The organism is Levilactobacillus namurensis DSM 19117 (genome assembly GCF_001434785.1).
GTDB classification, from domain to species: domain Bacteria; phylum Bacillota; class Bacilli; order Lactobacillales; family Lactobacillaceae; genus Levilactobacillus; species Levilactobacillus namurensis.
Window position 1 is genome coordinate 85,415 of record NZ_AZDT01000010.1, and the last position, 25,709, is coordinate 111,123.

At 51.6% G+C, this 25,709-nt stretch carries 27 protein-coding genes and 1 other annotated feature; of the genes, 1 reads left to right on the top strand and 26 read right to left on the bottom strand.

The window, feature by feature from the left end; translation table 11 throughout:
- Position 1: 1 nt before the first annotated feature.
- From rsmB to gmk, 6 genes are all read right to left on the bottom strand, one after another.
- Complete coding sequence (gene rsmB, locus FD30_RS02145; protein WP_056943718.1) at positions 2-1,345, bottom strand: 16S rRNA (cytosine(967)-C(5))-methyltransferase RsmB; 1,344 nt, start codon at positions 1,343-1,345, stop codon at positions 2-4.
- Positions 1,345-2,289: a methionyl-tRNA formyltransferase gene (gene fmt / locus FD30_RS02150; protein ID WP_056943719.1), complete on the bottom strand. Its 945-nt coding sequence runs from the start codon at positions 2,287-2,289 to the stop codon at positions 1,345-1,347. The genes rsmB and fmt overlap by 1 nt, the downstream gene beginning before the upstream one ends.
- Before the next feature lie 29 nt (positions 2,290-2,318).
- The gene (gene priA, locus FD30_RS02155; protein WP_056943720.1) at positions 2,319-4,724 is read right to left on the bottom strand and encodes a primosomal protein N'; all 2,406 of its coding nucleotides are present in this window, start codon (positions 4,722-4,724) and stop codon (positions 2,319-2,321) included.
- Between the two features lie 10 nt (positions 4,725-4,734).
- Entirely contained in the window at positions 4,735-5,943 is a 1,209-nt protein-coding gene (coaBC, locus tag FD30_RS02160) for a bifunctional phosphopantothenoylcysteine decarboxylase/phosphopantothenate--cysteine ligase CoaBC (RefSeq protein ID WP_056943721.1), read from the bottom strand.
- Positions 5,944-6,013: 70 nt separating this feature from the next.
- Positions 6,014-6,229 (bottom strand): DNA-directed RNA polymerase subunit omega, encoded by a 216-nt coding sequence (rpoZ, locus tag FD30_RS02165; RefSeq protein WP_024746469.1) that lies wholly within the window; start codon positions 6,227-6,229, stop codon positions 6,014-6,016.
- Positions 6,230-6,232: 3 nt separating this feature from the next.
- Complete coding sequence (gene gmk / locus FD30_RS02170; protein WP_024746470.1) at positions 6,233-6,847, bottom strand: guanylate kinase; 615 nt, start codon at positions 6,845-6,847, stop codon at positions 6,233-6,235.
- Between the two features lie 212 nt (positions 6,848-7,059).
- On the opposite strand from gmk, the gene FD30_RS02175 reads away from it, so the two are divergent.
- Positions 7,060-7,392, top strand: a complete 333-nt coding sequence (locus FD30_RS02175) for a hypothetical protein (RefSeq protein WP_024746471.1) — start codon at positions 7,060-7,062, stop codon at positions 7,390-7,392.
- A gap of 121 nt (positions 7,393-7,513) precedes the next feature.
- Here the strand turns inward: FD30_RS02175 and FD30_RS02180 are convergent, their stop codons facing one another.
- From FD30_RS02180 to FD30_RS02275, 20 genes are all read right to left on the bottom strand, one after another.
- Positions 7,514-10,222 (bottom strand): SpaA isopeptide-forming pilin-related protein, encoded by a 2,709-nt coding sequence (locus FD30_RS02180; protein WP_082604775.1) that lies wholly within the window; start codon positions 10,220-10,222, stop codon positions 7,514-7,516.
- A 197-nt stretch (positions 10,223-10,419) separates the two neighbouring features.
- Positions 10,420-12,114: a DNA repair protein RecN gene (gene recN / locus FD30_RS02185; protein ID WP_056943723.1), complete on the bottom strand. Its 1,695-nt coding sequence runs from the start codon at positions 12,112-12,114 to the stop codon at positions 10,420-10,422.
- 76 nt (positions 12,115-12,190) lie between these two features.
- Entirely contained in the window at positions 12,191-12,646 is a 456-nt protein-coding gene (locus FD30_RS02190) for an arginine repressor (protein WP_024746474.1), read from the bottom strand.
- A gap of 92 nt (positions 12,647-12,738) precedes the next feature.
- Positions 12,739-13,554: a TlyA family RNA methyltransferase gene (locus tag FD30_RS02195; RefSeq protein WP_056943724.1), complete on the bottom strand. Its 816-nt coding sequence runs from the start codon at positions 13,552-13,554 to the stop codon at positions 12,739-12,741.
- The gene (locus FD30_RS02200) at positions 13,551-14,462 is read right to left on the bottom strand and encodes a polyprenyl synthetase family protein (protein WP_056943725.1); all 912 of its coding nucleotides are present in this window, start codon (positions 14,460-14,462) and stop codon (positions 13,551-13,553) included. The genes FD30_RS02195 and FD30_RS02200 overlap by 4 nt, the downstream gene beginning before the upstream one ends.
- Entirely contained in the window at positions 14,452-14,700 is a 249-nt protein-coding gene (locus FD30_RS02205; protein ID WP_056943726.1) for an exodeoxyribonuclease VII small subunit, read from the bottom strand. Before FD30_RS02205 ends, FD30_RS02200 begins: the two co-directional genes overlap by 11 nt.
- Positions 14,700-16,046, bottom strand: a complete 1,347-nt coding sequence (gene xseA / locus FD30_RS02210; protein ID WP_056943727.1) for an exodeoxyribonuclease VII large subunit — start codon at positions 16,044-16,046, stop codon at positions 14,700-14,702. The genes FD30_RS02205 and xseA overlap by 1 nt, the downstream gene beginning before the upstream one ends.
- The gene (locus FD30_RS02215; RefSeq protein WP_056943728.1) at positions 16,033-16,899 is read right to left on the bottom strand and encodes a bifunctional 5,10-methylenetetrahydrofolate dehydrogenase/5,10-methenyltetrahydrofolate cyclohydrolase; all 867 of its coding nucleotides are present in this window, start codon (positions 16,897-16,899) and stop codon (positions 16,033-16,035) included. Before FD30_RS02215 ends, xseA begins: the two co-directional genes overlap by 14 nt.
- A 196-nt stretch (positions 16,900-17,095) precedes the next feature.
- Positions 17,096-17,530, bottom strand: coding sequence for a transcription antitermination factor NusB (gene nusB, locus FD30_RS02220; protein ID WP_024746480.1), 435 nt, complete (start codon positions 17,528-17,530; stop codon positions 17,096-17,098).
- Entirely contained in the window at positions 17,527-17,967 is a 441-nt protein-coding gene (locus tag FD30_RS02225) for an Asp23/Gls24 family envelope stress response protein (RefSeq protein WP_024746481.1), read from the bottom strand. Before FD30_RS02225 ends, nusB begins: the two co-directional genes overlap by 4 nt.
- A gap of 53 nt (positions 17,968-18,020) precedes the next feature.
- Positions 18,021-18,581: an elongation factor P gene (gene efp / locus FD30_RS02230; RefSeq protein WP_024746482.1), complete on the bottom strand. Its 561-nt coding sequence runs from the start codon at positions 18,579-18,581 to the stop codon at positions 18,021-18,023.
- Positions 18,582-18,655: 74 nt separating this feature from the next.
- Positions 18,656-19,723, bottom strand: coding sequence for a M24 family metallopeptidase (locus FD30_RS02235; RefSeq protein ID WP_056943729.1), 1,068 nt, complete (start codon positions 19,721-19,723; stop codon positions 18,656-18,658).
- Between the two features lie 91 nt (positions 19,724-19,814).
- Entirely contained in the window at positions 19,815-20,108 is a 294-nt protein-coding gene (rpmA, locus tag FD30_RS02240) for a 50S ribosomal protein L27 (RefSeq protein WP_024746484.1), read from the bottom strand.
- Positions 20,109-20,133: 25 nt separating this feature from the next.
- The gene (locus FD30_RS02245; protein ID WP_056943730.1) at positions 20,134-20,472 is read right to left on the bottom strand and encodes a ribosomal-processing cysteine protease Prp; all 339 of its coding nucleotides are present in this window, start codon (positions 20,470-20,472) and stop codon (positions 20,134-20,136) included.
- Between the two features lie 21 nt (positions 20,473-20,493).
- Positions 20,494-20,802, bottom strand: a complete 309-nt coding sequence (gene rplU, locus FD30_RS02250) for a 50S ribosomal protein L21 (RefSeq protein WP_024746486.1) — start codon at positions 20,800-20,802, stop codon at positions 20,494-20,496.
- Between the two features lie 20 nt (positions 20,803-20,822).
- Positions 20,823-20,899: a sequence feature (ribosomal protein L21 leader region), on the bottom strand.
- Between the two features lie 178 nt (positions 20,900-21,077).
- On the bottom strand, positions 21,078-21,620 hold the full coding sequence (locus tag FD30_RS02255) for a dUTPase (RefSeq protein ID WP_056943731.1): 543 nt from the start codon (positions 21,618-21,620) through the stop codon (positions 21,078-21,080).
- Between the two features lie 12 nt (positions 21,621-21,632).
- On the bottom strand, positions 21,633-22,574 hold the full coding sequence (locus tag FD30_RS02260; protein ID WP_024746488.1) for a hypothetical protein: 942 nt from the start codon (positions 22,572-22,574) through the stop codon (positions 21,633-21,635).
- Positions 22,567-23,451: a hypothetical protein gene (locus FD30_RS02265; protein ID WP_056943732.1), complete on the bottom strand. Its 885-nt coding sequence runs from the start codon at positions 23,449-23,451 to the stop codon at positions 22,567-22,569. The genes FD30_RS02260 and FD30_RS02265 overlap by 8 nt, the downstream gene beginning before the upstream one ends.
- A gap of 363 nt (positions 23,452-23,814) precedes the next feature.
- Complete coding sequence (gene glnA / locus FD30_RS02270; protein ID WP_024746490.1) at positions 23,815-25,155, bottom strand: type I glutamate--ammonia ligase; 1,341 nt, start codon at positions 25,153-25,155, stop codon at positions 23,815-23,817.
- Between the two features lie 55 nt (positions 25,156-25,210).
- On the bottom strand, positions 25,211-25,597 hold the full coding sequence (locus tag FD30_RS02275; RefSeq protein WP_056943733.1) for a MerR family transcriptional regulator: 387 nt from the start codon (positions 25,595-25,597) through the stop codon (positions 25,211-25,213).
- Positions 25,598-25,709 lie beyond the last annotated feature (112 nt).

Consider the following 25,709-nt stretch of genomic DNA (forward strand, 5'->3'; position numbering starts at 1 on the left):
CCTACGCTTTCCGCCGGAAGGCACTCACGAAGAAGCCGTCAGTGTCGAAATCATCGGGATAGATGGATAACGTTGCCGTTTCCCGGTCACCCTTGACGTTGCGCGTCGTGGTCACCCGAACGGCTTCGAAGTCGGGATGATCCGCCAAGAATTGACGAACCACCGCGTCATTTTCCGTCTCCAGAATCGTGCAAGTACTGTAGACCATCAGCCCCTGCGGCTTCAGCTTACGACTCACGGCATCTAAGATGGCCAGCTGAATTTTCTGCAGATGTTGGCTATCTTCGGGGGTCTTATCGTATCGAATCTCGGGTTTCCGCCGAACCAAACCAATCCCGGAACAAGGTGCGTCCACCAGAATCTTGTCAAACGTCTGGTCGGCAAATTCATCATCGACCTTCCGGGCATCCAAAGCCATGGCGTTGACCCGGTCAGCGACCTGCAACCGTGCGGCGTTCTGAGCAATCAGCTTGACCTTCTTGGCATGCAGATCCAAGGCCGTGACCTGACCACCCGCAGCTGGGTCTAGCGCGGCCGCAATCTGCGTGGTCTTCCCCCCAGGAGCGGCACAGGCATCTAAGACCTGATCTCCGGGTTGGACCTGCAGGGCTTCTACGGGTAACATGGCACTCTCGTCTTGAATCGTCAGTTGCCCGTTCTCAAATAATTCGCTGTGGTTAGCGGGTTGGCCGTCAACTCGTAGCCCGTCACCCGAAACAGTGCTGACGTCCACCTGGTATCCCACTGCCTCTAAAGCCTGGATAGCTTGGTCCGCAGTCGTGACGGCCGTGTTGACCCGAACCGACTGGGCAGCCGGTTGGTTGATGGTCTTCAAGATGCTTTCAGTCTTGGCTTCCCCTAACTGAGCCTGCAACGCCTTAACCAGCCAGACAGGCATCGAATAGGTCACACTGAGGCGTTGCGTTGGGTCGCTAATCTGGGCAACATCCGGAACGCCTTGTCGGTCGACGGCGTGTAAGACTCCCGTTACGAACCGACGAATTCCTTCGTGCCCCCGTTCCTTGGCCAACTGAATGGCCTCATCAAAGATGGCCCAATTCGGAATCCGGTCTAAGTACAACATCTGATATAAGGCCACTAACAACGTCATTTTGACCCATGGTTGCAACTTCTGGTTGGGTTTGACAAAACTATCGAGGTAGTATTCCAGTGTTAACTGGTGTTGAATCGTTCCGTAGACCAAGTTGGTCAACAACCGCCGGTCAGCGTCGTTTAAAGTGCTCCGGTCGATCATCTTATCCAATTGCAAGTTCGAGTAGGCACCGCCCGCAACCCGGGTCAGTGCATCCACGGCCATCGACCGTGCTGTTTGATTTTCGCTCATTATTCAGCCACCTGTTCGCCCACTTGTAGGGCATCCGTTGATCCGTTCAGAAAGTCCGTGATACTTAGCTTAGGCTTACCGGCCGGTTGTAACTCATCAATCTGCAGAACACCATGTTCTCCGGTCGCAATTGCCAAGTGATGCTTATCGCGGCTGACCAGTTCCCCGGGCTGTAAGTCCGTGGTCTGATCCAGTACCGTGACCTGCCACAACTTGGTCCGTACCCCGTTCAGATAGATGTGCGCTGTTGGGAACGGCCGTAACGCCCGAACCTTGCAGTCGATCATGTGGGCACTCATGGTCAGATCAATCCGTTCTTCATCGGACTTGATGGTCGGTGCGAACGTGACCCGCTGCTCATCTTGCTTAACGGGGGTAATCTCGCCCGCTAATAACTTAGGTAAGGTATCCAGCAAAAGGTCCCGTCCTAACAGACTAAGCTTATCAAACATACTGCCGACATCGTCTTGGTCGGTGATCGGAATGGCGCGTTGTGCCAGAACATCCCCCGCATCCATCTTTTTCTCCATGAACATGATGGACACCCCGGTCTCTCGATCACCATTCATAATGGCATAGTGGACGGGAGCGCCACCCCGGTACTTCGGTAACAGAGACGCGTGCACGTTTACCGCCGCGACCTTGGCCGCCTTCAAGAGCTTGGTCGGTAGGAACTGGCCAAACGCCGCCGTGACGATTAAGTCCGGTGCTAACGCGATAGCCCGAGCCATCTCAGGGCTCCCTCCAATCTTCTCCGGTTGGAGAACTTCGATATTGTTGGCGACCGCCACTTGCTTAACGGGTGATGCCGTTAAAACGTGCTTACGACCGACCCGCCGATCGGGTTGCGTAACAACCGCTAAGACTTGGTAGTCGTGGTCGATCAAGCTTTGTAAGATAGGCGCGGAAAATTCCGGCGTTCCCATAAAAATCACTGAGGTCATTGTTGCACCATACTTTCTTTAGTTAGAGTCTACATAAAATTCATTGGTTCGGGATCAATGGTAATCGTTAATCCCCGTTGGGCTTTTTGTGCCCCCTGACGAATCTGTTCCAAGACCGCTTTTAACCGCGGCTCGTGCTTATACTTAATCACAACTTGATAATAATACTTCCGTTTGACCCGCGCAATCGCCTTGGGCGTAGGTCCCAAAATAATCGCCTGGTCACTGAGGCCTTGTCGCAACACGTCCACGATCTGATACATGGCTTTCGCCGCGACGGGTTCCTCTTCATGGCTAGCCGTCACTTGCACCGCATAATAGTACGGTGGGTAATTCCCCTGATGGCGCATATGCATCTCCGTGACGAAGAAGCGCTCGTAGTCTTGACTTTGGGCCAGTTGAATCGCGTAATGTTCCGGATTAAAGGTCTGAATAAATACCTCTCCCGGTTTTTCCGCACGGCCGGCCCGACCACTGACCTGCGTCAGGAGTTGAAAGGTCCGCTCACTAGCCCGGAAGTCTGGCAACCCCAGCGCCGTATCGGCATTCAGAACACCCACTAGGGTCACGTTCGGGAAGTCCAAGCCCTTCGCAATCATCTGAGTCCCCAACAAGATGTCCGCCTGGTGCTGTCCGAACTGCTTCAAGAGGCGCTCGTGGGCGCCCTTCCGCCGGGTCGAATCAACGTCCATTCGTAAGATTCGAGCAGCCGGTAACTTAGCCTGCAAGGCTTTTTCAACCTTCTGCGTCCCGGTTCCATAATACCGAATCTTGCGGCTCTGACAGTTAGGACAGATTCGGGGGATGGGTTCTTCGTGGCCACAATAATGGCACTTCATGCTGTGCGTATCCATGTGGAGCGTTAGTGAAATATCACAGTTGGGACACTTCAACACAAACCCGCAGTCCCGACACATCATAAACGACGAATATCCCCGTCGGTTCAGCATCAACACAACTTGTTCTTGGCGATCAAGGCGGGTCTGGATGGCTTCTAAGAGTTCCGGTGAGAAATCACCGTCCCCATTTTCCTTCAAAGCCTCCCGCATATCCACGATATGGACCGTGGGAAGCGGGTGGTCGTTGACTCGGTGTGCGAGGGCCAAGCGGGTATACAACCCCTTTGCTGCTCGCGCCCGGGTCTCCAAAGACGGTGTGGCGCTCCCCAGCACCACTGGCGCTTGGTGAAACTTTCCGCGCCAGATGGCCACGTCACGGGCGTGGTACCGGGGATTTTCATCTTGTTTATAACTGGTTTCGTGTTCCTCATCCATGATAATGATGCCAATATCATGCAAGGGGGCAAACACGGCTGAGCGCGCTCCTACAACGACTGTCGCCTCTCCCCGGTCGATACGACGCCATTCATCGTACTGTTCGCCCTTCGACAAGCCACTATGCAATACCGCAACTTGATGGCCGAACCGGGACTTGACCCGGTTGGTCATTTGCGGCGTCAGGGCAATCTCGGGAACCAGCATTAACGCGGTACGGCCCAGGGCTAAGGCCTTAGCAATACTTTGTAGGTAGACCTCCGTCTTACCGCTTCCCGTGACCCCTTCAACTAAGAAGGTCTGCTGCCGATGTTCTACCATGGCCGCGTCAATCGCATCGACGGCGGTCTGTTGTTCGGCATTCAACGTCAAGGGATGAGTCGGGGGAACGGGTTGTTGAAACGGGTCCCGGTAAACTTCGAGGGCCTGCTTAGTTGCCCACCCTTTTGCCACCGCCGTCCGGATAACTTCCGCACTGACGCCGGCATCACGACCCACTTGTGCTTGAGCAACGGGCGTGGTCCCCATCGTCTGTAGATACGCCAGTAACTGGGCCTGCTTCGGAGCACGTTTAGCTACCGTCGCTTGAATCTCTTGCAACTTCACTGTTGGCAATGCCGGCAGAATGGCTGGAGTGGTCTTAACGGTGGCCTTATCCTGGACATCGTAAGTTACCGTCACCTTACCCGCCCGCCGTAGTTTTAGCAATCCAGCCAGCGTCTCATCGGGCAACTTGCTGACATCGAAGGCCCGCGATGAACTATCTGGAAAGTATTGCGCGCGTTCAGCCGCTGAAATCTTATCGGTCGGCTGAACGAACCGTTCCACAGACGCCTTCAGCAGGTTGGGCAACATGGTTTGGATGCACGTGATCCGAAACGCATAGGTCGTGGTCGCCAGCCAATCTGCGAGCTGCCAAAGTTCTGCGTTCAAGACGGGGGCCAAATCCAAGACGGCTGCAATGGGCTTCAACTGCCCGTCGTACTGGCTCTGATTACTGATTCCCACGACAAAGCCGGAAACGACCCGGTGACCGAACGGGACCGTGACCCGCATCCCCGGTTCCACCTGATCTTGAAACTGTTCCGGAATCGCATAAGAATACGGTTCATTTGTTTGCATGGTTGGTACATCAACTAAGACCTGCGCGATTTGGGCCATCCCGTTCACCTCATTTCTTTGCGAACAACTTTGCGACCTGTTCAATCAACCGTTCACCGATTACTCGTTTGGATGCGACCGGCGTCTGCTGACTAGTCCCATCAGCAAAGAGAAAGGTCACTTGATTATTGTCTCCGTTAAAGCCGATATCCGCTCGTGAGACGTCATTAGCGGCCAGCATATCTAAATGCTTGTGGCGTAATTTCTGACGGCCATTTTTAAGCAATTCCTGGGTCTCAGCGGCAAAGCCCACCACGACCTGGTCCGCCTGCTTCATCGGCGCGACCGTCTTCAAAATATCCGGTGTCTTTTTCAAGGTCAGCGTTAATTCATCGTTATCCGCCGTCTTCTTAATCTTTTGCGTCGCGGCAGTCAACGGTTGGAAATCTGCAACGGCCGCGGCCATGATCAACGCATCGGCCTGCGGGAACCGTGACGTTACGGCGTCTGCTAACTCCTGGGTACTCTCAATGGGGACCACGGTCACGCCACGGGGAACGGTCAGGGCGGTTGGCGCCGTGATCAACGTCACGGTCGCTCCAGCCCGTTGCGCCGCCGCTGCGACCGCATATCCCATCTTGCCAGAAGAATCGTTAGTCAGGAACCGGACCGGATCTAACCGTTCTCGAGTCCCTCCCGCCGTCACTAGGATCCGTTTGCCCGTTAAATCAACGGTCGGTGCCGTGAGTTGCGCCAACTGGGCCACAATCTCGGCTGGCTCTAAGAAGCGGCCTTGGCCCTGATATCCTTCGGCTAACGCACCCGTGGCCGGTGTCAGAACCGTAACGCCGTCATCGATTAACCGCTGCCGGTTACGTTGCGTTGCGGCCGCCTGCCACATGTGGCTGTTCATCGCCGGTACCACGACTTTGGGCGCCGCCGTCGCCAACCAGGTGGCACTCGCCACGTCATCAGCTAACCCGTTAGCGAATTGCGCCATTAAATTAGCAGACGCTGGCGCCGCTAAGGCCAATTCGGTCCAATCAGCCAACTCAACGTGGTCGATCTGCCCATCGGCTTGCCACCATCCCTGGTCCGTCAAGACGGGATGCTTAGTCAAAGTAGCGAACGTTTCCGCCGTAATGAACCGACTCGCCGCTGCCGTTAAGACGACTCGTATCTGGGCACCTGCACGCTGTAGCGCACGTGCTAAGGTGGCGGCTTTATAACTCGCCACGCTACCACTGACCGTTAACGTCACATGTTTATCCTGAAGCATTACAAACCTCCTTTTCTGACTAAAAAGGCCAGATTACCTACTGGCAACCTGGTCTATCCTAGCACCCAACTTAGGCGTTTAAATCTTTTTCGTCTGGATCAATCATCAAAGCCCCGGCCGCAATTTCTTCTAAGGCCCGGCCGATGGTCTTCGGCGACTTGTACTCCGTTAACAGTGGCTTAGCACCCGCGTCCAATTCATGGGCCCGCTTGCTAGCCAACATAATCAATGAATACCGTGAATCCACTTGCGCTAATAAATCATCAACTGAAGGATATAATAGCATTGTTTATTCGTCTCCAATCATCTGTTCGTAATCCGGCATGACCCGGGTCACCCGTAACCGTTCACTGCGAATGATCATCTGAATCCGTTCGACCGCGTTGCTGACTTCGTCGTTCACCACGGCGTAATCGTAGTTGCGCATCATCCGAATCTCACCCACAGCCTTTTTAATCCGCTTATTGATCACGTCCATGGCATCGGTGCCCCGACCAATTAAGCGGTGCTTTAATTCCATTAAATCAGGGGGCGTCAGGAAAACGAAGACGGCATCGGGACAATTGGCCCGAACTTGCATCGCACCATTGACTTCGATTTCCAAGAAGACGTCTTTCCCTTGATCAAGGGTCTCATTAACATATTTTAACGGGGTACCATAGTAGTTGTCAACATACTTGGCGTACTCTAACATCTCGCCGTTCCGAATGTTTTCTTCAAACTCTTCTTTAGAGACAAAGTAGTAATCGACCCCGTTCACTTCACCCTTACGGGGTTTACGAGTTGTCATCGAAATTGAGTAAGAGAAGTCCGTATTGCCCGTTTCAAAAAGCGCCTTCCGTACCGTTCCCTTACCGACTCCCGAAGGACCCGAGAGCACAATGAGCATTCCACGTTTCGCCATTGTCTAAAAATCCCTTCATTAATTAAATTCTGGCCGGTTCACCTTACCCGGCAATTCTACAATTCTATAGGTTACTATATTACCACTCTTTACCACTCGATGGCAGGATTCCCGGCCGAAAACTGAGAAAAAACTTCCGTTCAGAAAAAGCTTGCAATCTTGAACGTGTGTTCGTATAATAAAAATACAAACAAATGTTCGAGGTGATCAGCATGCAAAACTCAACTGCCCGGCGATTCGCCAACCTATCCAATCAAGTCGCCACTATCTATCAAGAATTCTTTGGTGAACTTCCTCTGATTGATGGTCAAGTGGTCTATCCCCAGATGCCTGAATTTCAACTCACTTATTTTCTTGACCAGGCTGTGACCCGCCATTACCGGGTTCAACTTCAATTCAAAGCTGCCCCGAACGTTGCCCCAATGACCGTCAGTGGCTTCCTGCAAACGGATGCTGCTCAGCACATGATTCTGCGGTCTACGTCTTTAACGACCATCGTCACCCCAACGATGCTTCGTTCGGTGCAACGCGTCCACCTTCATTAATTCAATTCATCATGACACCAATCCGCCCTAACCAATCTGACGCAAGCCAAACTGGTTAGAGCGGATTTTTTGAACACCTTATCAATAAGAATGTTGTTAAACCAATCTTTTTAACGTCTGCTTAGGAACGGTTCCGACGCCATTGCAGATAGCTGAGGGTGCCGCCTAGAAGGAGAAGACCCCCAAACAATACCGCCACAGTCCTTTGCTCACTGGTCTGTGGCAGACGACTAACTCCAGCTGAACTACGATGATGGATCGGATGTGATTCGCGCGCCGTACCACGGTCACCACTCACCGACCCAACTCCGGAACCATCAGCGCCACCATTTACTGTGGTGTCAGTATGTGATGCCCGACTCGACGGCGTCACGCCTGGTGTTTTAGTAGTCGTACTCGTTGTGGGTTGCGAGCTGGAGTTACCAGTCGTTTCTGTACTGGTAACTATTTCCGATGAACTCAATTCACTGGAACTGATTACCGGCGGAACCGTACTCGACGAGTTGGTAACGCTTGAAGAACTGGCAACACTTGAAGAACTTGACGATGAGTCCGCTTCATTATTCGGAGATGTTGGCGTACCTGCAGGGGCATCTTGAACCGTCACTGTTACAGGAACGGTCTGCCCTGTGGCAATCGTAAATGAGTGAGTTCGGTGGGCAATGTTTTTATCTAACTGATAACCCTCAGGGGCAACCGTTTCAACAAACTGATAGTTGCCTACTGGCAGGTTTGTCACCTTGACTTGACCATTGGCTGCGGTCGTGACCGTCGTTTCCGGCTGATAATCGACGTACACACCTTGTTCATTTTGCTCCTGCAACTTAAAGACCGCACCCGGTAAGCGTTTTGCTGCATCCGTCGCGTCTTCTTTTATTAGAATGGCACTGCCCGTGGCCTTAGGTGGTGTCTTAGTCTTAACATCCTTCATGATGACCTTCTGAACAGCGGTCACCCCAGCTGTGATCGTAAAGGGCTGACCGTCTGCATTCTTGTCATAGCCTTCCGGTGCCTGTGTTTCGACAAACTGATAGTCCCCACCTGATAATCCCGCAACCGTGATCTGTCCTTGGGCATCGGTAACCAGGTCTGTTTTATCAGCCACGTCTTGATAATGACCGTTAACTAATCGTTGTAATTTAAACGTTGCCCCGGGTAAGACTGCATTGGACGCCGCGTCAATCTTAGTCAACATGGCGCTGCCCTGATTGGCCGCAGGCGTTTTGGTATCCTCCACCGTCACTGCCTGATGGTCCTTAGATCCCGCTGTGATGGTGAAATCAGCCGTTGGTTTCTGGCTTTTAACATACCCCGTTGGCGGCGTAACTTCTGTAAAGTGGTAGGTTCCAGCACTCAATCCCGTAACATTAAGCTGTCCGCTAGCGTCCGTAGTCAACGTCGTTTTATTGGTAACGTCCTGATAACTCTCACCCGTCTTCTTCTGCAAACTGAAGACAGCTCCAGCTAGTGCTTGCTTACTGGTTGCGTCCACCTTCGTGAGCGTCACACTTCCCTGATTGTCGACTGGTTTCTGCTGATCCTTAGCCGTCACTGTCTGGTGAACCGGTGCAGTATTGGGAGAAATCACAAATGGAAGGGGCGTGGTATCCAATTGATAACCATCTGGCGCCTTAGTTTCCACGTACTCATACTCGCCTATTGATAATCCGCTAGAGGTCTGTCCATTATGATCAGTAGTCAGATTTGACTGAGAGACCCTGTCATACTTTTTCGTTGCGGTATTATATTCTCTTAGCTCATAAACAGCACCAGGCAGAACTTTCGCTGGGTCATCCGCATCAACTTTGGTTAAGGTAACTGAGCCCCGGTAACCACCACCTACGTTGCCCTTACCACCCCAGCCAATATCTTTATGATCGTTTCCATACACGGGATTGCTACTGGTCGACCCGCTACCTGTATTACCGGCGGTACCACTAGTCGACGTGAGATCCGCATAATTGGAGAAGTACCCCGCTGTAGCCGTCCCAAGTTGGTCATATTTAGGCGTCGTAGTATACGTTAAAGAAATCTTCTGAGTCACATGTTTCAAGATGAACGTAATCTCTGAACCTTCGGACGTTACCGTCGGCGTGACCTCAGCAATATTATTGCCATCCGCATCTTGTGCATGTGCACTCACGCTTTTAGGGCCATCAAAGGTTAAATTGCCATCAAGGTCATCTTTGATCGTCACATCCCCCAAATCTTTACGATCCGGGTTGATGACTAATTGCCAGACCACTGTATCAGGAATTGAACCCGTATATGTAGAATTATCCGGGACCCAGCCTCCCTTCGCAATTATCTGATGACCAGCACTTGGATCCGTCGTATCTTTTTGCGTCCCCGAAACGGTAAACGAAATTTCACCTGCCCGTCCCACGTTCGTCTGGGCTAATTGGTCATTAAAGGTGATCGTGCCGGTTTGCAAAGCATCCTCTGCTGTAGACGCTTGCGCGTTGAATTTCCCAACGGTTTGCTTACTGCCTACACTGGTCACATCGAAGCCCAAAGAACCATGTGTAGAAGTCTTCGGCATAGTCACCGTAGCGGTGTCTCCAGCAGAAACCTTTTGATGATCATCAATCGACCAATCATATGTTAACTGGTAATAATTTCCAGCGGTTAACAGGGTTTTCCCACTCTGGTAATCCTGGGTAATGTCAACATACTGGCCATCAATGGCCTCTTCAACCTTTACCGGCGCATCCAACCCCTTCGTAACACCAGTAATATCTTGTGCGTAGGCCCCCACTGGCGAGCCAGTCAAAATCGCCAGAATCCCCACAACTGCCATCATCATTAACCATAACAATCTTTTCCTCATTTATGACACCTCTCACTAAAAGTGTAACTAAGATTTACTTTCAGTATACTCCCAAAAGGTAAATTGATTAACGCAAAACTAATATATATCCGAAACTTTTTTTGCGAATCACTATTGGGTCGTCAATAACCATAATGATTCATTACAAAAAACGTTCAACATCGTTAGATAGACTCTAACTGATATTGAACGTTTATCTAATCTTTTCGTTTTGCTTGAGCCGCCAGCGTCAATAATTCCTGGGCGTGTTCCATCGCCAGCTTAGTGACTTGGGTCCCCGCCGACATCCGGGCCAATTCACCGACCCGTTTGTCTTCACTGAGGCGCGTCAACTTGGTTTCCGTCCGGTCACCCACGATTTGTTTCGCAATAAAGAAGTGGTGATCCGCCATGGCCGCCACCTGAGGCAGATGGGTGATACATAGGACCTGTGAGTCGCGCGCGATTCCACTGATTTTTTCAGCAATGGCTTGGGCAACGCGCCCACTGACCCCTGTGTCCACTTCGTCAAAGATAATGGACGTGATCCCCTGCGACTCGGAAAAGATCGTCTTTAGCGCCAACATGATTCGGGACAGTTCTCCCCCAGACGCCACCTTGGCTAAGGGTAACATGGCCTCACCCGGATTCGTCCGCAGATAGAATTCCACGTGGTCCAGCCCCGTACTCAATAGTCCCTGGGCACGATCAAACCGTACCTCAAAGACCGTTTTGTCCATATACAAATCAGCCAGCTCATGGTGAATCGCCGTTTCCAATTTCCGCGCCGCCGTTTGTCGCGCCTGGCTCAACTGCTCCCCTAACTGCCGTAGCTGTGACGCCTGGGCTGCCACCTTCGCTTCTAGGTCGTCAGCCGTCTCGTCGGTCGCTTCCATGTGTTTGAGTTCCGCCGCAATCTTGTCGTAGTACTTCAACACCTGTTCTTCCGAATCACCGTATTTGTACTTCAACTGATTAATGACTTCTAATCGCCGTTCAATCTGGTCTAGGCGCCCTTCGTCCCACTCCAACATATCTAGCTGTGAAGAAACATCCCCCACGGCATCGGTCAAAGCGTAATACGCCGTTTCCAAGCCGCTGGCAATCTGCTTGAACGCCGGATCAAAATCCGCAATGGCCTGCATGGCCTGTAGGGCGTCACTTAGCTGGTCATTGACGCCGGGGACCGTATCTTCCCCGGTCAAAATGACCTGTGCCTTTTGCAAGGCATCGTTAATTTTTTGAAAATTATCTAACCGGTCCCGTTCGGCAACCAATTGTGCCTCTTCGCCCGGTTCTAACTGGGCCGCTTCGATCTCATTGACTTGAAACCGCAACATATCTAAGTGTTGGGCCCATTCTTTTTCGTTAGCTCGCCGACTCTCTAGGGTCGACTTCAACTTAGTATAAGCTTGATAGGTCGTGGTGTACTGTCGCTCCAGCGGCACCACCGCTTTACCAGCAAATTCATCCAACATCCCCAGATGCTTATCCGGCTGCATCAATTCTTGATGCTCATTTTGGCCGTGGATATCTACCGCCGTTTCACCGATTCGCTTCAAGGTACTGGTGTTGACCAACATCCCGTTGACCCGGCAGATATTGCGCCCGTTAGCGTGGATCTCCCGCTGTAAGATGACACTGCCGTCGTCATGATCGATGCCCAGATCATCCAAGACCCGGTAAGTCACGCCGTCTGCCGGGAAAACAAAACTTCCCTGAATCACGGCTTTGGGTGTCCCCGTCCGGACGAAGCTCGCCGACCCCCGGCCACCCGCTAAGAGTCCGACCGCGTCAATGATAATCGATTTTCCGGCACCGGTTTCCCCGGTGAGGACCGTCATCCCGTTTTGAAACGTGACGTCTAGTTGGTCGATGATCGCAAAATTTTTAATAGACAGCTCCTGTAACACGTTGTAGCCTCCTAAAAATAACGACCACCGGTTACGTCGTCAGCATGGGGCTGGTCAGCAAACCGTGGTCGTTTTATCAATCCGCAAGCATGCGGTCGATCGTCTTTTCTAATTGTAAGGCACCCTGGTGGGAAACACAAACCGTGAGGATCTTGCTATCATCCCCCACTACGCCGAAAACAAAGTCGTAACGCATCTGTTCTAGCAGTGAAGCAATCACTGGACCGTTACCCGGTAGCACCTTTAAGTAGCCAAATTGATCTTGTACGGCAAAGGAGACGTAGGCATCTCGCAGGGTCCGTTGTAACTTCTTTTGCGTATCGATCTTCTTTTGCACAGGCAAGCTGTACCGGTACCCACCAGACTCGGCTGGCAATTTGACAAGTTGCATTTCCTTAATATCCCGTGAAATCGTCGCCTGAGTGACGTGAATGCCATCCGCCGCTAAGAGGTCAACAAAATCCTCCTGGCGTTCAATTTCACGGGTGGTCAATAATCGTTTCAGCAATTGCTGACGTTCCTGCTTTTTCATTCCTAGCCCCCCTCATGTGGTAAAAATGCATAAATCTATCATATACCAGAGCTTAGGAATTGGAAAGGAAATTCTAATAATTTTCTCATAATCTATTGTTTTAGGCTGTTATAAGCCGCTTGTAAGGTCTGGTCGACCGAAACGGTATGCGCGCAAACTGCATGTTTATCAACTGACTGCAAGTGCACCAGAAATTCGATGTTGCCTTCGCCACCCTTAATGGGCGAAAAGTCGAGTCCCAATACCGTGTACCCCGTTGCAACTGCAAAATCCAGAATTCCCTGCACGACGGCCCGGTGAACGGCGGGATCCCGCACGATTCCGTGGGCACCAACCTCTTCTCGTTCCGCCTCGAATTGGGGTTTAATCAGCGCTACGACCTCACCATGTTCCGGCAAAATAGCCTTCAATGGCGGTAAAATCAAGCGAAGCGAGATAAAGGAAACATCGATGGAAGCGAAGACGGGCTGTCCTTCCGTAAAGTCAGCTAACTTACTGTAGCGAAAGTTCGTATGCTCCATCACGATGACCCGCGGGTCCTGACGCAGCTTCCAGACCAACTGGTTACTGCCCACATCCAACGCATAACTGAGCTTAGCGCCGTTCTGTAGCATCACATCCGTAAACCCACCGGTCGACGAACCAATGTCCAACACGATCTTATCGGTCAACTCGATCTGAAAGACGTCCAATGCCTTGGCTAACTTGAACCCACCCCGGGACACATAGGGCAATGGATGACCCTTACGGTGCAGTTCCGTATCAATGGGAATCAATTCACCAGGCTTATCGAGCCGTTCCTCATTGGTTCCCAGAATTTCACCAGCCATTACGGCTCGCTTGGCTTCGTCTAACGACGTGTAAAGCCCCTGTTCGACTAAAAGCGCTGCGACATGTTGTTTTTTCATGATTTTGTCACCCGTTTCGTATCGAAATAACTAAAGAACGCCGCTAACAACCGCGTGTCTTGCGCCGTGACCTTGGCTAATGCTGCTTGGCCCGCCGCAATCGTATCGATTAGCGCCTGATTGGCCCCAGCTAAGCCCAATTTACCTGGATAAGTATTCTTGGCTTCACCAGCATCCTTATGCGTAGCTTTACCTAACTCTTCGGGCGACGCCACGACGTCCAAAATATCATCATAAATCTGGTAAGCTAATCCAAACGCGTCGGCAAAGTCTAAGTACGGCGTCCAGTCCTTCCCCGGCAGGCGGCCGAGGATCAACCCGGCCTGAACTGCGTAGTGCAACAGGGCCCCTGTCTTCTCCCGGTGCAATGTCCGCAACTCTCCCATCGGCAGGTCCACGTGTTCAAACTGAATATCACGTGCCTGACCAGCCACCATTCCACCAGGGCCCGCCGCGCGCGCCAATGCTTGAACTAGCGCTGCTTGCGTCTCTCCCGGTAAGTTCGTGGCCGTCAACCACTGGAAGGCCAGCGTGAGCAAGCCATCGCCCGCCAGCGTGGCCATACCCGCACCGAACTTCACATGGTTGGTCGGCTCTCCTCGCCGCAAGGGATCGTTGTCCATAGCTGGTAGGTCGTCATGAATCAACGAATAGGTGTGTAACAACTCTAGCGCCATAATCGGTCGCCAATCGCGTTGCTCTTCGTACACCCCACCTACCGTGGTAAGCGTAGCCATAGTCAACAGGGGACGTAGCCGCTTGCCCCCCGCTAAGAGCGAGTACGTCATGGCATCCATCAGCCGCTCTTCAGTGGTGTCAACGCCCACGGCCGCCCGAAGTGGGGCGTTCAGCCGCGGAACCCACTTGGCTTCAAAAGTCGCTAACTGTTCACGCGTGCTATTGGGCATCGTTGGCCCCCCCTTGCGGCGTCTCAAACGGCGTCTCTTGATCATCGTCCGTCATCATGGTCGTCAAGGTCTTTTCGGCATTCTGCAACGTACTCTGTAGGTCCTTACTCAGGGCAACGCCCTTTTGGAACTGATCTAACGCCTGTTCCAAAGGAATGTCTCCCTTTTCCAGTTGTGCCACGATGGTTTCTAAGGTCGTTAAGTTCTCTTCAAAGGTTGGTTTTTGTGTCTCACTCATTATTGGTCCTCCGTTGCTGGTGTGATTGTCGTAATCGTTGCTTCAGCCGTCCCGTCACTCAGATGAATCGTAGCGGTCGTGGGTTTCAATTCCTGCGTACGCCGCACGATATGGTCATCCTGCGTCACATAACTGTACCCCCGGCCCATGATTTTCAACGGACTGAGGTAATCCAAGCCGCTGGCCAGTTGGGCCACATGTTCCTCTTGTTGGGTCAAGTACCGCCGCATCTCCGTCTTTAACCGGGCTTGCGTCTGCTCGACCTGTTGCTGGGCCTGGTGAACCCGCGTTGCTGGTGACTGGCCGATCAACCACTGCTGATCCAGTTGGACCCGTTGTTGCCAGCCCTGAAGCTGCGTCTGCATTTGTTGCTTAAGTCCCTGCTGTGCGCGGTCCAACCGTTGCACGTAGGTCTCATATAAGCGCTGTGGTTGCTGGAACACGTATGCTCCTAATGACCGATTCAAGCGTTCCTGTTGGAACTTGATGCGGTTCGCCATGGCGTTAAACAACCGCGTCCGTTGCTGCTGTAATTTCACCAGCTCGTCACTCAACACCGGTACCGCCAATTCAGCGGCCGCAGTTGGCGTCGCAGCCCGTACGTCGGCGACTAAATCCGCAATCGTGGTATCCGTTTCGTGACCCACTGAAGAAATCACCGGTAAGTGACTAGCCGCAATCGCTCGAGCAACTACTTCTTCGTTAAATGGCCACAGGTCCTCGATTGAGCCACCTCCCCGACCAATAATCAGGGTGTCGAAACTGCCGTTCGCGTTCGCTCGTTGAATCTGGCGAACGATATCCGCCGCCGCGGCATCCCCCTGAACTACCGCTGGGTAAAGCACAATCTGGGCAATGGGGTACCGCCGCCGGGTCGTGGTGATAATATCCCGAATGACCGCTCCACTGGGACTCGTCACGACCGCAATCCGTTTAGGAAACCGCGGTAACGGCCGTTTAGCCGCCGTGAACAACCCCTCTTGGGCTAACTTACGTTTTAACTGTTCATAAGCCTGATACAAGGCCCCAACGCCGTCTGGCTCCATCCGTTCAACGTAGATCTGATAGCTGCCACTGGGTTCATACAGGGAGATTCGTCCCGTCACTAAGACCTTCATCCCCGTTTCGGGAACAAACTTAAGCTTCTCAAAGGCCGAACGAAACATGATGGCATTAATCTTAGCGTGATCATCCTTGAGACTAAAGTACTGGTGGGCGTGCGGACGCAGGCGGAAGTTCGAAATTTCCCCCGTCAGGTACACCTTCCCTAAGTAAGGGTCGACGTCAAATTTTCGTTTAATATACTGGGTCAGCGCCGTGACCGTTAAGTAATCATTCGTTGCCAAGCTCGTCACTCCACTCACATAAATCGACAGTCTGCCGCATCAACGTCGCAATGGTCATTGGCCCCACGCCGCCAGGCACCGGACTAATGGCGTGGACCTTATCAAAGACCGCGTCAAAGTCGACATCTCCCGTTAGCTTACCGTCAGCGTCCCGGTCCATCCCAACATCGATCACAATCGCTCCCGGCTTCACATCCGCTTCCTTGATCAGGTGCGTCACACCCGTCGCAACCACTAAAACATCGGCCGTCGTGGTCAGCGCCCGTAGATTAGAGCCGTACTTATGGGTAATCGTCACGCTCATATCGGCATTCAGCAACATCGCTGCCATGGGCCGTCCCACGATGTTGCTTCGGCCGACTACCACAGCGTGCTTACCACGCAATGGGGTCTGTAAGCTCTCCAACATGGTCATAATGCCGCGGGGCGTGCAGGATACCGGATAGTGGCCTGGTAGATTCTTAAATAAACGACCCACGTTTACGGGGTGGAAACCATCGACATCCTTACCAGGATCAATCGCATTGATGACGGCTGTCTCATCTAATCCGTTCGGTAGTGGTGACTGGACCAAGATTCCATGAATCGTGGGGTCCACGTTGTACGCTCGCACCACTGCGAGTAGGTCTGCTTGACTAATGGTCGCTGGTAACTGGCGGACAATCGAGTTGATTCCCAATTGACCGGCCTTCCGGTGCTTACTCCGCACGTACAGTTCACTGGCGGGGTCCGTCCCCACGATAATCACCGCGAGTCCCGGAACCTTTCCCTGAGCCGCTAAGGCCGCAACCCGCGTCTTCGTTTGGGCGTTCAACGCCTTAGCCAATTGTTTGCCGTCAATGATGGTCGTCATATCATGAATCCCCCCGTTAAAAAAGTTATACCTCGATTTTAGCATATTTACCGGACCAACGGGGCACCCAGCACCGACAAAAACGGCAATCACCCCCGCAATTAAATCCGTGATATACCAGTGGATTACCGGTATTTCAGAACCCAAAAACACCCACTCCAGTTAAGAAGTGGGTGTCGGTCAAACGAATGGTCAATTAGGCTTGCGTATCTGCCGCATCGTCACCGTCTAACGTATGGGCCAAGACCCCGTTAATGAACCGCCGTGACCGGTCGTCACTGAAGTTCTTGGCTAATTCCAAGGCTTCGTTAACGGCCACCCGGTTAGGAACATCTGGGACGTGGTCAATTTCAAAAAAGGCAACGCGCATAATGATTAAGTCGGTCTTTGCGATTCGTTGCAACTGCCAACCGGCACTCAGATATTTCGCAATCTGAGCATCCAGTTCACTTTGGTGGGCCAAAACCCCTGTGACCAACGTGGTCAGGTACTCGGGTACCGGAACGATCTGGTCAGGGTCATCGGTCAACACGCGTTGGTACAACGCCTCTTGATCGGCATCAGCGTTAGCGTTAAGGGCGAACAGCATTTGAAATGCTCGCTCCCGAATTTGATGTCGTGTAAGTGTCACGATTGTTCACTGTCTCCTTCATCTGGCTGGTTGAACAGGTTATCTGGATCTACCTGCTGCGCCGTCTTTTCGGGAATGACGCCTTCCACGTGAACGTTGACTTCACGTAAGTCAAGGTCGGTCATGAACAACAATTGTTGCTTCACGCTGTCTTGAATGGCCAAAGCAACCTTAGGAACCGCAACGCCGTAGTTCAGGTACACGTAAACATCAACGGCGAGTTCGTCACCGTCGAACGTCAGCTTAACGCCCTTACCGTGTTCCTTACGACCGAAGAGTTCGTTCACGCTGTTGGCCAAAGAACCACGCATCCGTGCAACACCATCGGTTTGGCTAGCCGCAATGCCCACGATAATCTCGAGGACTTGTGGTGCCACCTCAATCTTCCCCAGTGCGGGTTCCTTTGATTCTAAAATAATGTTTGTATCTTCTGCCATTCGTAGACCCTCCCTTACGAGTTGAACTTCAGGTAATGTCTGGATTCAGCGACCTAAGCTCGTGAAATATACGTCGAATCTTGGGTGTTGATGGACAGCTTGTCGCCTTCGTTAACGAAGAATGGCACTTGAACAACCAAGCCGGTCGTCATCGTTGCTGGCTTAGATCCACCAGAAGCGGTGTTCCCCTTGATACTTGGTTCCGTTGAAGCGACTTCCAGAACAACCGTATTTGGAACTTCAATTCCTAAGACTTCAGAATTGTATTGGATCAAGTCAACGTTCATGTTTTCTTGCAAGAACGGTAATTGGTCCTTGATTGCGGAATCTGGAACTGAAATTTGTTCGTAGTTATCCGTATCCATGAAGACCCGGCTATCACCGTCTTCGTACAGGTATTGCATCGAACGCGTTTGAATGTCCGCTTGTTCCATCTTAGCGCCGGCACGGAAAGTCTTTTCTTGAACGGCACCCGTCCGTAAGTTCTTCAGCTTCGTCCGTACGAACGCGCCACCCTTACCAGGTTTAACGTGTTGGAACTCCAAGATCCGCCAGATTGCGTGGTCCACTTCAATGGTTAAACCGTTTTTAAAATTAGCAGTAGAAATTGCCATAATGTCAGCCTCCTAAAAGATGTCTTCTTTATAATATCAATTCTACCCCCTAAAAAGCAAGACAAGGGGTGAGCTTACAAGATAATTAAATTTCGGGGAACCGTAGTCAAAACGGTATGCCCCGTGGCGGTCACTTGCAAATCGTCTTCAATCCGGATTCCGCCTTGTCCTGGGAAGTAGACGCCGGGCTCAACCGTGATGACTTGGTCAGCTTCCAAACGGTCCGGCCAGCCACGACCGATGTTCGGCCCTTCGTGAATGTCCAACCCAATCCCGTGACCGGTCCCGTGGATAAACGCATCCCCGTAACCTTCAGCTGTGAGGTAATCGCGACCTAACTGATCAAGTTCCCCACCGGTCACGCCAGGACGCACAACCGCCATGATTTTGGCTTGAGCCGTCTGCACAGCGGTATATGCCCGCTTCAAAGCGTCCCCTGGGTCCCCCAAGGCAACGGTCCGGGTCAGATCCGACGTATAGCCGTCGACGTAGAACCCACAATCAATGGTCACCAATTCGTGTAAGGCCAAAGGCTTATCGCTCGCCTGACCATGCGGCCAAGCCGAACGGGCCCCGCTGGCCACGATGGTTGGAAAGCTCACACCGGTTGCGCCGTGGTCTTGCATCCACCGAGTCAACCACAAGGCTGCTGCGCGTTCGGTCATTCCGGGCTTTAAGACCGTGAACAAGGCCTCGACCCCCTGGCTAGTCAGGGCTGTCGCCCGTTGGATGGCCGCCAGTTCGTCAGCATCCTTGACCTGACGCAAGTCATCCACAACGTTGGTTAACGGCACGGGATCGGCCGTTAGATGCTCGTCTAGCCAAGTAAACGTCCGTAAGGGTAACGTGTCTTCCAAGCCCAGAACCGTCGCGCCATCCTCAATCAGGGTATCGTTGACTGCTTGCAAGTAGTTTCGTGTAATCACCCGTTCAACCGTCGGAATCGTCCGTTTCAGCTCCGTCTCATAACGGGCATCCGTAATAAAGACCAACCGTTTTGGCGTGACCAACACGTAACCGTCACCCGGCTCAACACTGGTTCCTGTCAAATAACGTTGATTACTGGGTGCCTGAATCAAGAAACTATCAATGCTTAGCGGTACAAACTGCGCACGTAACCGTGCCACGCGATCTGTGGTCATCAACATCCCTCCCAGATAATGAAAGCAAAGAAGAGCTCAAAGCGAATTGGTCTCGCCTCAAGCTCTTCAGTCGTACGAGGAAAACCTCGTGTTATTTAGCTACTTCTTCGGCAACTGGGTAAACGGATACTTGACGCTTGTCGCGACCAAGTCGTTCGAATTTAACCACACCCGCAACCTTAGCGAATAAGGTGTCATCGCCACCACGACCTACGTTCAGGCCAGGGTAGATGTGCGTCCCACGTTGACGGTAAAGGATAGAACCACCCGTAACCGTCGAACCATCAGCAGCCTTCGTCCCAAGACGACGACCAGCAGAGTCCCGACCGTTAGCAGTGGACCCACCACCTTTATGGTGAGAGAAGAATTGTAAGTTCATGTTCATCAGCATATGTTTCACCCCCGTGAATTTAATCGGTGACTTCATCATAAGTGACGAAGTCGGCATAATTCGTTGCGACATCCCGTAACCCATCCGCGAAACTCTGGAGGATTGCTTGTCCCTTTAATTCGGTCGTTGCTTCCAGCTTTGGTGGTAGGTGAACTTCCAGAAAGCCCCCTGCCTGATCACGATTCTCAACGTCGATCGGAATCTTAGCGACTCGTTGTAGGCCGTTGACCGTCGTAATCGCAAGCACCGAAACCGCAGCGCAAACAATGTCTTGGCCATATTCGCCGGAATCGGCATGACCAGTGATTCGAAATGAATTGATTCGGTCGGATCCATAATGGACCGTTGCTTGAATCATCCGGGTTCGCTCCTTTAATCTTTACGCGTTGATAGCGTCAATGACAACCTTGGTGTATGGTTGACGGTGACCCTTCTTCGTGTGTTGGCCCTTCTTTGGCTTGTACTTGTAGGTCACAACCTTCTTTTCCAGACCGTTCTTTTCAACAGTCCCAGTAACAGTTGCGCCATCTACAGTTGGCGTACCAATCTTTGGCGTATCGCCGCCTACGAAGACAACTTGGTCAAAAGTGACCTTAGCGCCGGCCTCAACGTTTAACTTTTCGACGTAAACAGCTTGGCCTGCTTCGACCTTGTACTGCTTACCACCAGTTACGATAATTGCGTACATCTATGTGCACCTCCTTATGATCTAAGACTTAGACTCGCCGAAAACAAGTGACCGAATACGGTACTTAAAAGCTTGTCCCGAGCGGTTGCAGCTGTGGAAGTCCACAAATACAACATGAAAATTGTACCGGAAGCCGCCCCTCCTGTCAAGAAGTTTTGGTTGACAACCGTTAATTTTTTCTTTTTTTACCTTGAAACTCCGCTACTCGCGCATCCAGGGGACACAACGACGGGACCATTTTTCCAAACGGTCCCGTCGTTTAACCTTAACTCATCTTAATAATCGTTGGCCTGTCGGTCTAAGTTGACCTGGCGTTTGGCCTCGTAAGCCGCTTGAATCTGGTCTTGACTGAAGCCGAAATCAACCATTCCCCACTTCAAGAATAACCGCCACGCGTGCCGAAAATCATCCTGCCGATGCGCAAAATGACTGTTAAACAGCATACGCTTCAGAATTAAGTATTGCTGATCCGGGTCCTTCGCCGGGCGACTCTGTGCCAACCCCGTTAGGTCCTCTTCCGTCAACATGATCAGGTGGGTCCAAGTCTTCTTGGCTGCAACCAATAAGAAAAAGTCTAGGGCATCCGTGTACTCCGTCAGCAGAGTCTGCCGAGGCGTCTCACCGGCATCGGCTTTCCCGCGGTGGGTCTTCCAAACTTTGAACCACTCCGACGTGTTGGCAACTTCCGCCAACTCGACATCTAAGGCAACGTAAGCATTCTCAATTTGATGCGGCCGCGTCATTTCGATGTCCCGTTCCGTCGTAATCTGTTCATCCAAAGCAATGGATTGCTGCACTAATTTTGCGAGTTCTAACACGGCAAGTCCTCCCTAACCAAAGATCAGCGGATCGGAGACAATCTCCAAGTCCGTCAAGTTCTCTAAGTACCAGTCCCGAATGAACGGGTAATTTAACAACACGTCGAACCACGAGGTCTTCTGGTCGTCATCGTGAACCGTCAAGACCCACTCAGGCTGTCCTTCTAGTTGGTTGTTAAAGATGTCCACCACAACGCCTTTATCCAAGGCGATTCGGGCACCGTTACCGTTGACGCCGTTAGTTAACATGTAGTCGTTCTTGGCAGCCGCCACGAACAGTCGGTCCACCACACCAGCTGGTAAGTCGGCTGAGTGTACCGGATAATTCTCCGAGTTGGCAGCGTCCAAGATATTAAAGTCCACGGAGTACCCGTAGTCTTCCTTCAGGTAACGGGCAAAGTCAATCAGAATCTGAACGGAGGTCTTAACCGTCTCGACTGGCACCGTTTCGTGGAGGTCGATGATGAACAACTGCGTTAACGCATGACTATTGAAGCGGAACATCTTCCGGTCCAGATTCAGGTAGAACAGGGATTGTCCCGTAGCTCGTTCCCGGTAAAAGACGCCACCATTTTCGGACGTCTCCACACGGAAGTTGAACGTTCCCCGATCACCTAAAGGTGTTAGTTGTTGAATCAACTCCTCATGTTGGTCGCGGGACTGAACCATGACCTGGTTCCCCTGATCATGCAGCTCCAGCATCCGGGACATAAACAGTAGGTAATAGTCCGCATTGCTGTATTGGTGGGGGAACGTGACAAAATCAGAATCCAACTTAAAGTCCGCGAGCTCAGTCGCCGCAGCCACCAACTCGTCCGGGTTCGTGGTCTTGATCAACTGGTCCATCAGCTTCGTGAACGTAATCCCGGTCTCCAACCCCGCCTTAATGGCTGCGTTGTAGTTCAACAGCCGGCCACTGGTCGTTAACGTAGACGGATCGTTTTCGTTAATCATCGACGTTCACCCCACCTTCACTAGAACTCTTACCTACTAGGCTGTTCAAGTAGTCCGCGTATAAGCTCTGATTACGTGCCTGGAAGTGTTCAAAATCATCAAAAGCCTCACGAATACTCTGCTTTTCGTAATTAAGAATTGTGTCTTCCTTAGACAGGACCAAGATTTGGTCGTCATTCGCCTTGATGGTCTTATGGGCGTTCAACGCCTGTTCGTCCTCATCCGCCAACTTGGTCAGTTGGTCAATGATTCCCTGACGTTCATCCTTGATCTTCCCAGATTCCCAAGGCATCCCACTCTTTTGGCTGTTTTCCTTAAGCTGTTCCCGCAACTTGGTCTTTTCGTTATCCCGAACCGGTTGGGCGTCCATCAGCTTCTGGAGCTTTTCGCTTTCACTTGAAATTGCCTCAATCTTTGCGGTGTTTAACCGTTGATGATGCGCTTCAAGTTCAAACGACCGCCGCAGTTTATCGAACTCCGTCTGGTCGAAGTTGAATTGAACGTTGACCACGTCCAGTTCACCAAATAACCGACGATCCCACCAATTTCCGAAGTAAATATGGAATCTCCCGGTCGTATATTCCTCGTAGTAGAAGAACGGGTAAATATGCCCTAGATAGTCGATCAACCGGTCACTTAAGTAGTGACTGATTTGGGGGTGAATATTATCGACTAGTTCTTCCAAATGGTTAACAGACCGCTTGGCCCGCGTTTGTTTAATTTCTTGATAGTACCGTGCTCGGTCCAGTAATTCATAAACTTGACGGTCATCGCCGCGCTGAACCGCCGCCTGTAATGTGCTCAAGTAATCGAGTTTTGTGGCAATTGCCTGGGTTAAGACGTTGGCAGCACTTGTTTGCTGTTCTTGATTTTCCATGAATTATCCCTCATTCTCATGTTCTTAGGCACTGCCGTGAACATTGGTTATACGTTTATGTTACCAACAAAATACGGGAGAATAAAGCCGTTTCAGCGATTTTTAGTGGAAAACAAAAAAATTTTTATAATCAATGTTCTAACCAACGGGTGAACCTTAATTAAACCTTGTCGGGTTCCCCGTCCCCAGATACCTAGGCCCTTCTTAGAGCTTGCTTTCCAAGGTGGGCTCTGGCTCCTATTATACGAAAACTTGGGGCCAACACCGTCTCAAACGCCCAATGAATTTTACACCAGCCCCATTAGGCGCCAAAAAGGCCCGAGACAGCGTCTCCGACCTTCTTAGTCATGTTTAAACTTAAACTTAGTAAAGTTCCAAGTACTGGTCCCGTTCCCATTGTGATACTTGGGTCCGGTAAGAATTGTATTCTAAGTTCTTGGCTTCAATAAAGCTCTGGTACAGGTGGCTACCCATGGCGTTACGCATCACATCATCAGCTGCCAAGTCCTTTAAGGCGTTGTGCAACGTATCTGGCAAGTTGGTAATGTGGTTCTCCTGCCGTTCTTCCGCATCCATCCGGTAGATGTTCCGGTCAACGGCTTCACGTGGTGCCAACTGGTTCCGCAAACCATCCAGCCCAGCTTCCAAGACGGCCGCAATAGCCAAGTATGGGTTGGCCGCTGGATCGACACTCCGGAGCTCCAACCGCGTTGATAAGCCACGGGAACTCGGGACCCGAATCAATGGCGACCGGTTAGACCCGGACCAAGCCACATAGACGGGGGCTTCATACCCTGGCACTAACCGCTTGTAACTGTTGACGATTGGGTTGCAGATCGCCGTAAAGCTCCGGGCGTGCTTCAAGAGCCCGCCTAAGAAGTGGTAAGCATCTTCGGAAAGTTCCATCTCGCCCTTAGGGTCGTAGAAGGCGTTTCCTTTATCGTGGAACAGGGACATGTTCAAGTGCATCCCGGAACCGTTGATTCCTGCTAACGGCTTCGGCATGAAGGTGGCGTACAAGCCGTACTTCCGAGCCACCGTCTTGACCACCAACTTGAACGTTTGGATGTTGTCCGCTGCCGTTAAGGCATCCGCATACTTGAAGTCGATTTCGTGTTGTCCTGGTGCCACTTCATGGTGCGCCGCTTCAACGTCAAAGCCCATTTCTTCCAGCGTCAAGACAATTTCACGCCGGCAATTTTCACCCAAGTCCATTGGGGCCATGTCGAAGTAACTACCTTTATCGTTTAGTTCCGTCGTTGGCTTACCATTTTCATCCATCTTGAAGAGGAAGAATTCTGGTTCGGGGCCAATGTTAAAGTCCGTGAAGCCCGCTTTACGCATATCTGACAGAACACGAATCAAGTTGTTCCGCGGATCGCCTTCAAACGGCTTACCATCTGGCGTATAAACCTCACAAATTACCCGTGCAATCTTCCCCCGTTCCGTACTCCACGGGAAGATCATCCAGGTCGACAGATCCGGATACAGGTACATATCACTTTCCTCGATCCGAACAAAGCCGTCGATGGATGACCCATCAAACATCAGCTTGTTATCCAGTAACTTGCCTAGTTGGCTAATGGGAACTTCAACGTTTTTAATCGTGCCAAATAAATCGGTGAACATCAACCGCAGGAACTTAACGTTTTCGTCCTTTGCCATCTGACGGATGTCATCCTTGGTATATGCAGGTTTTGCCATTCTAATCGCTCCTATCAAATTCTTAGTCACTCATCATCTGTACCCATCATCTATGTTACAGCGGTCGGTGAGGATCGACGCCATCTTGGGGATGACCCAATCCCCCCTGACGAATCAGCTCGTCTTGGAGGATCTGGCGGACGTCCGCATCCGTTAAAGGACGGTCTTGCTTGGCCTTCCGCGCCGCCTCCCGTGCCGCTTGTTGTTCATAGATGGCCTTGATGCCGGCCACGTTCACACCATCATCGAGGTAATCCTTGATCTCCAGTAACCGGTCAATGTCGTTGAGCGAATACATCCGCCGATTCCCGTCATTCCGTTGCGGTAAAACCAACCCCTGCGATTCATAGTATCGAATCTGCCGGGCCGTCAGACTCGTTAACTTCATGACGGTACCGATCGGTAAGACGGCCAACGACCGCCGCAATTCTTTTCCTTTCAACCTACCGGCCCCCTTCAACTATACCGATATCATACCACGTCTCAGAAACAGGTCAAGAAATGATGTCACGTTTTATAACATTCAGAGGTAAAACACCCCAATCTTTAGTTAA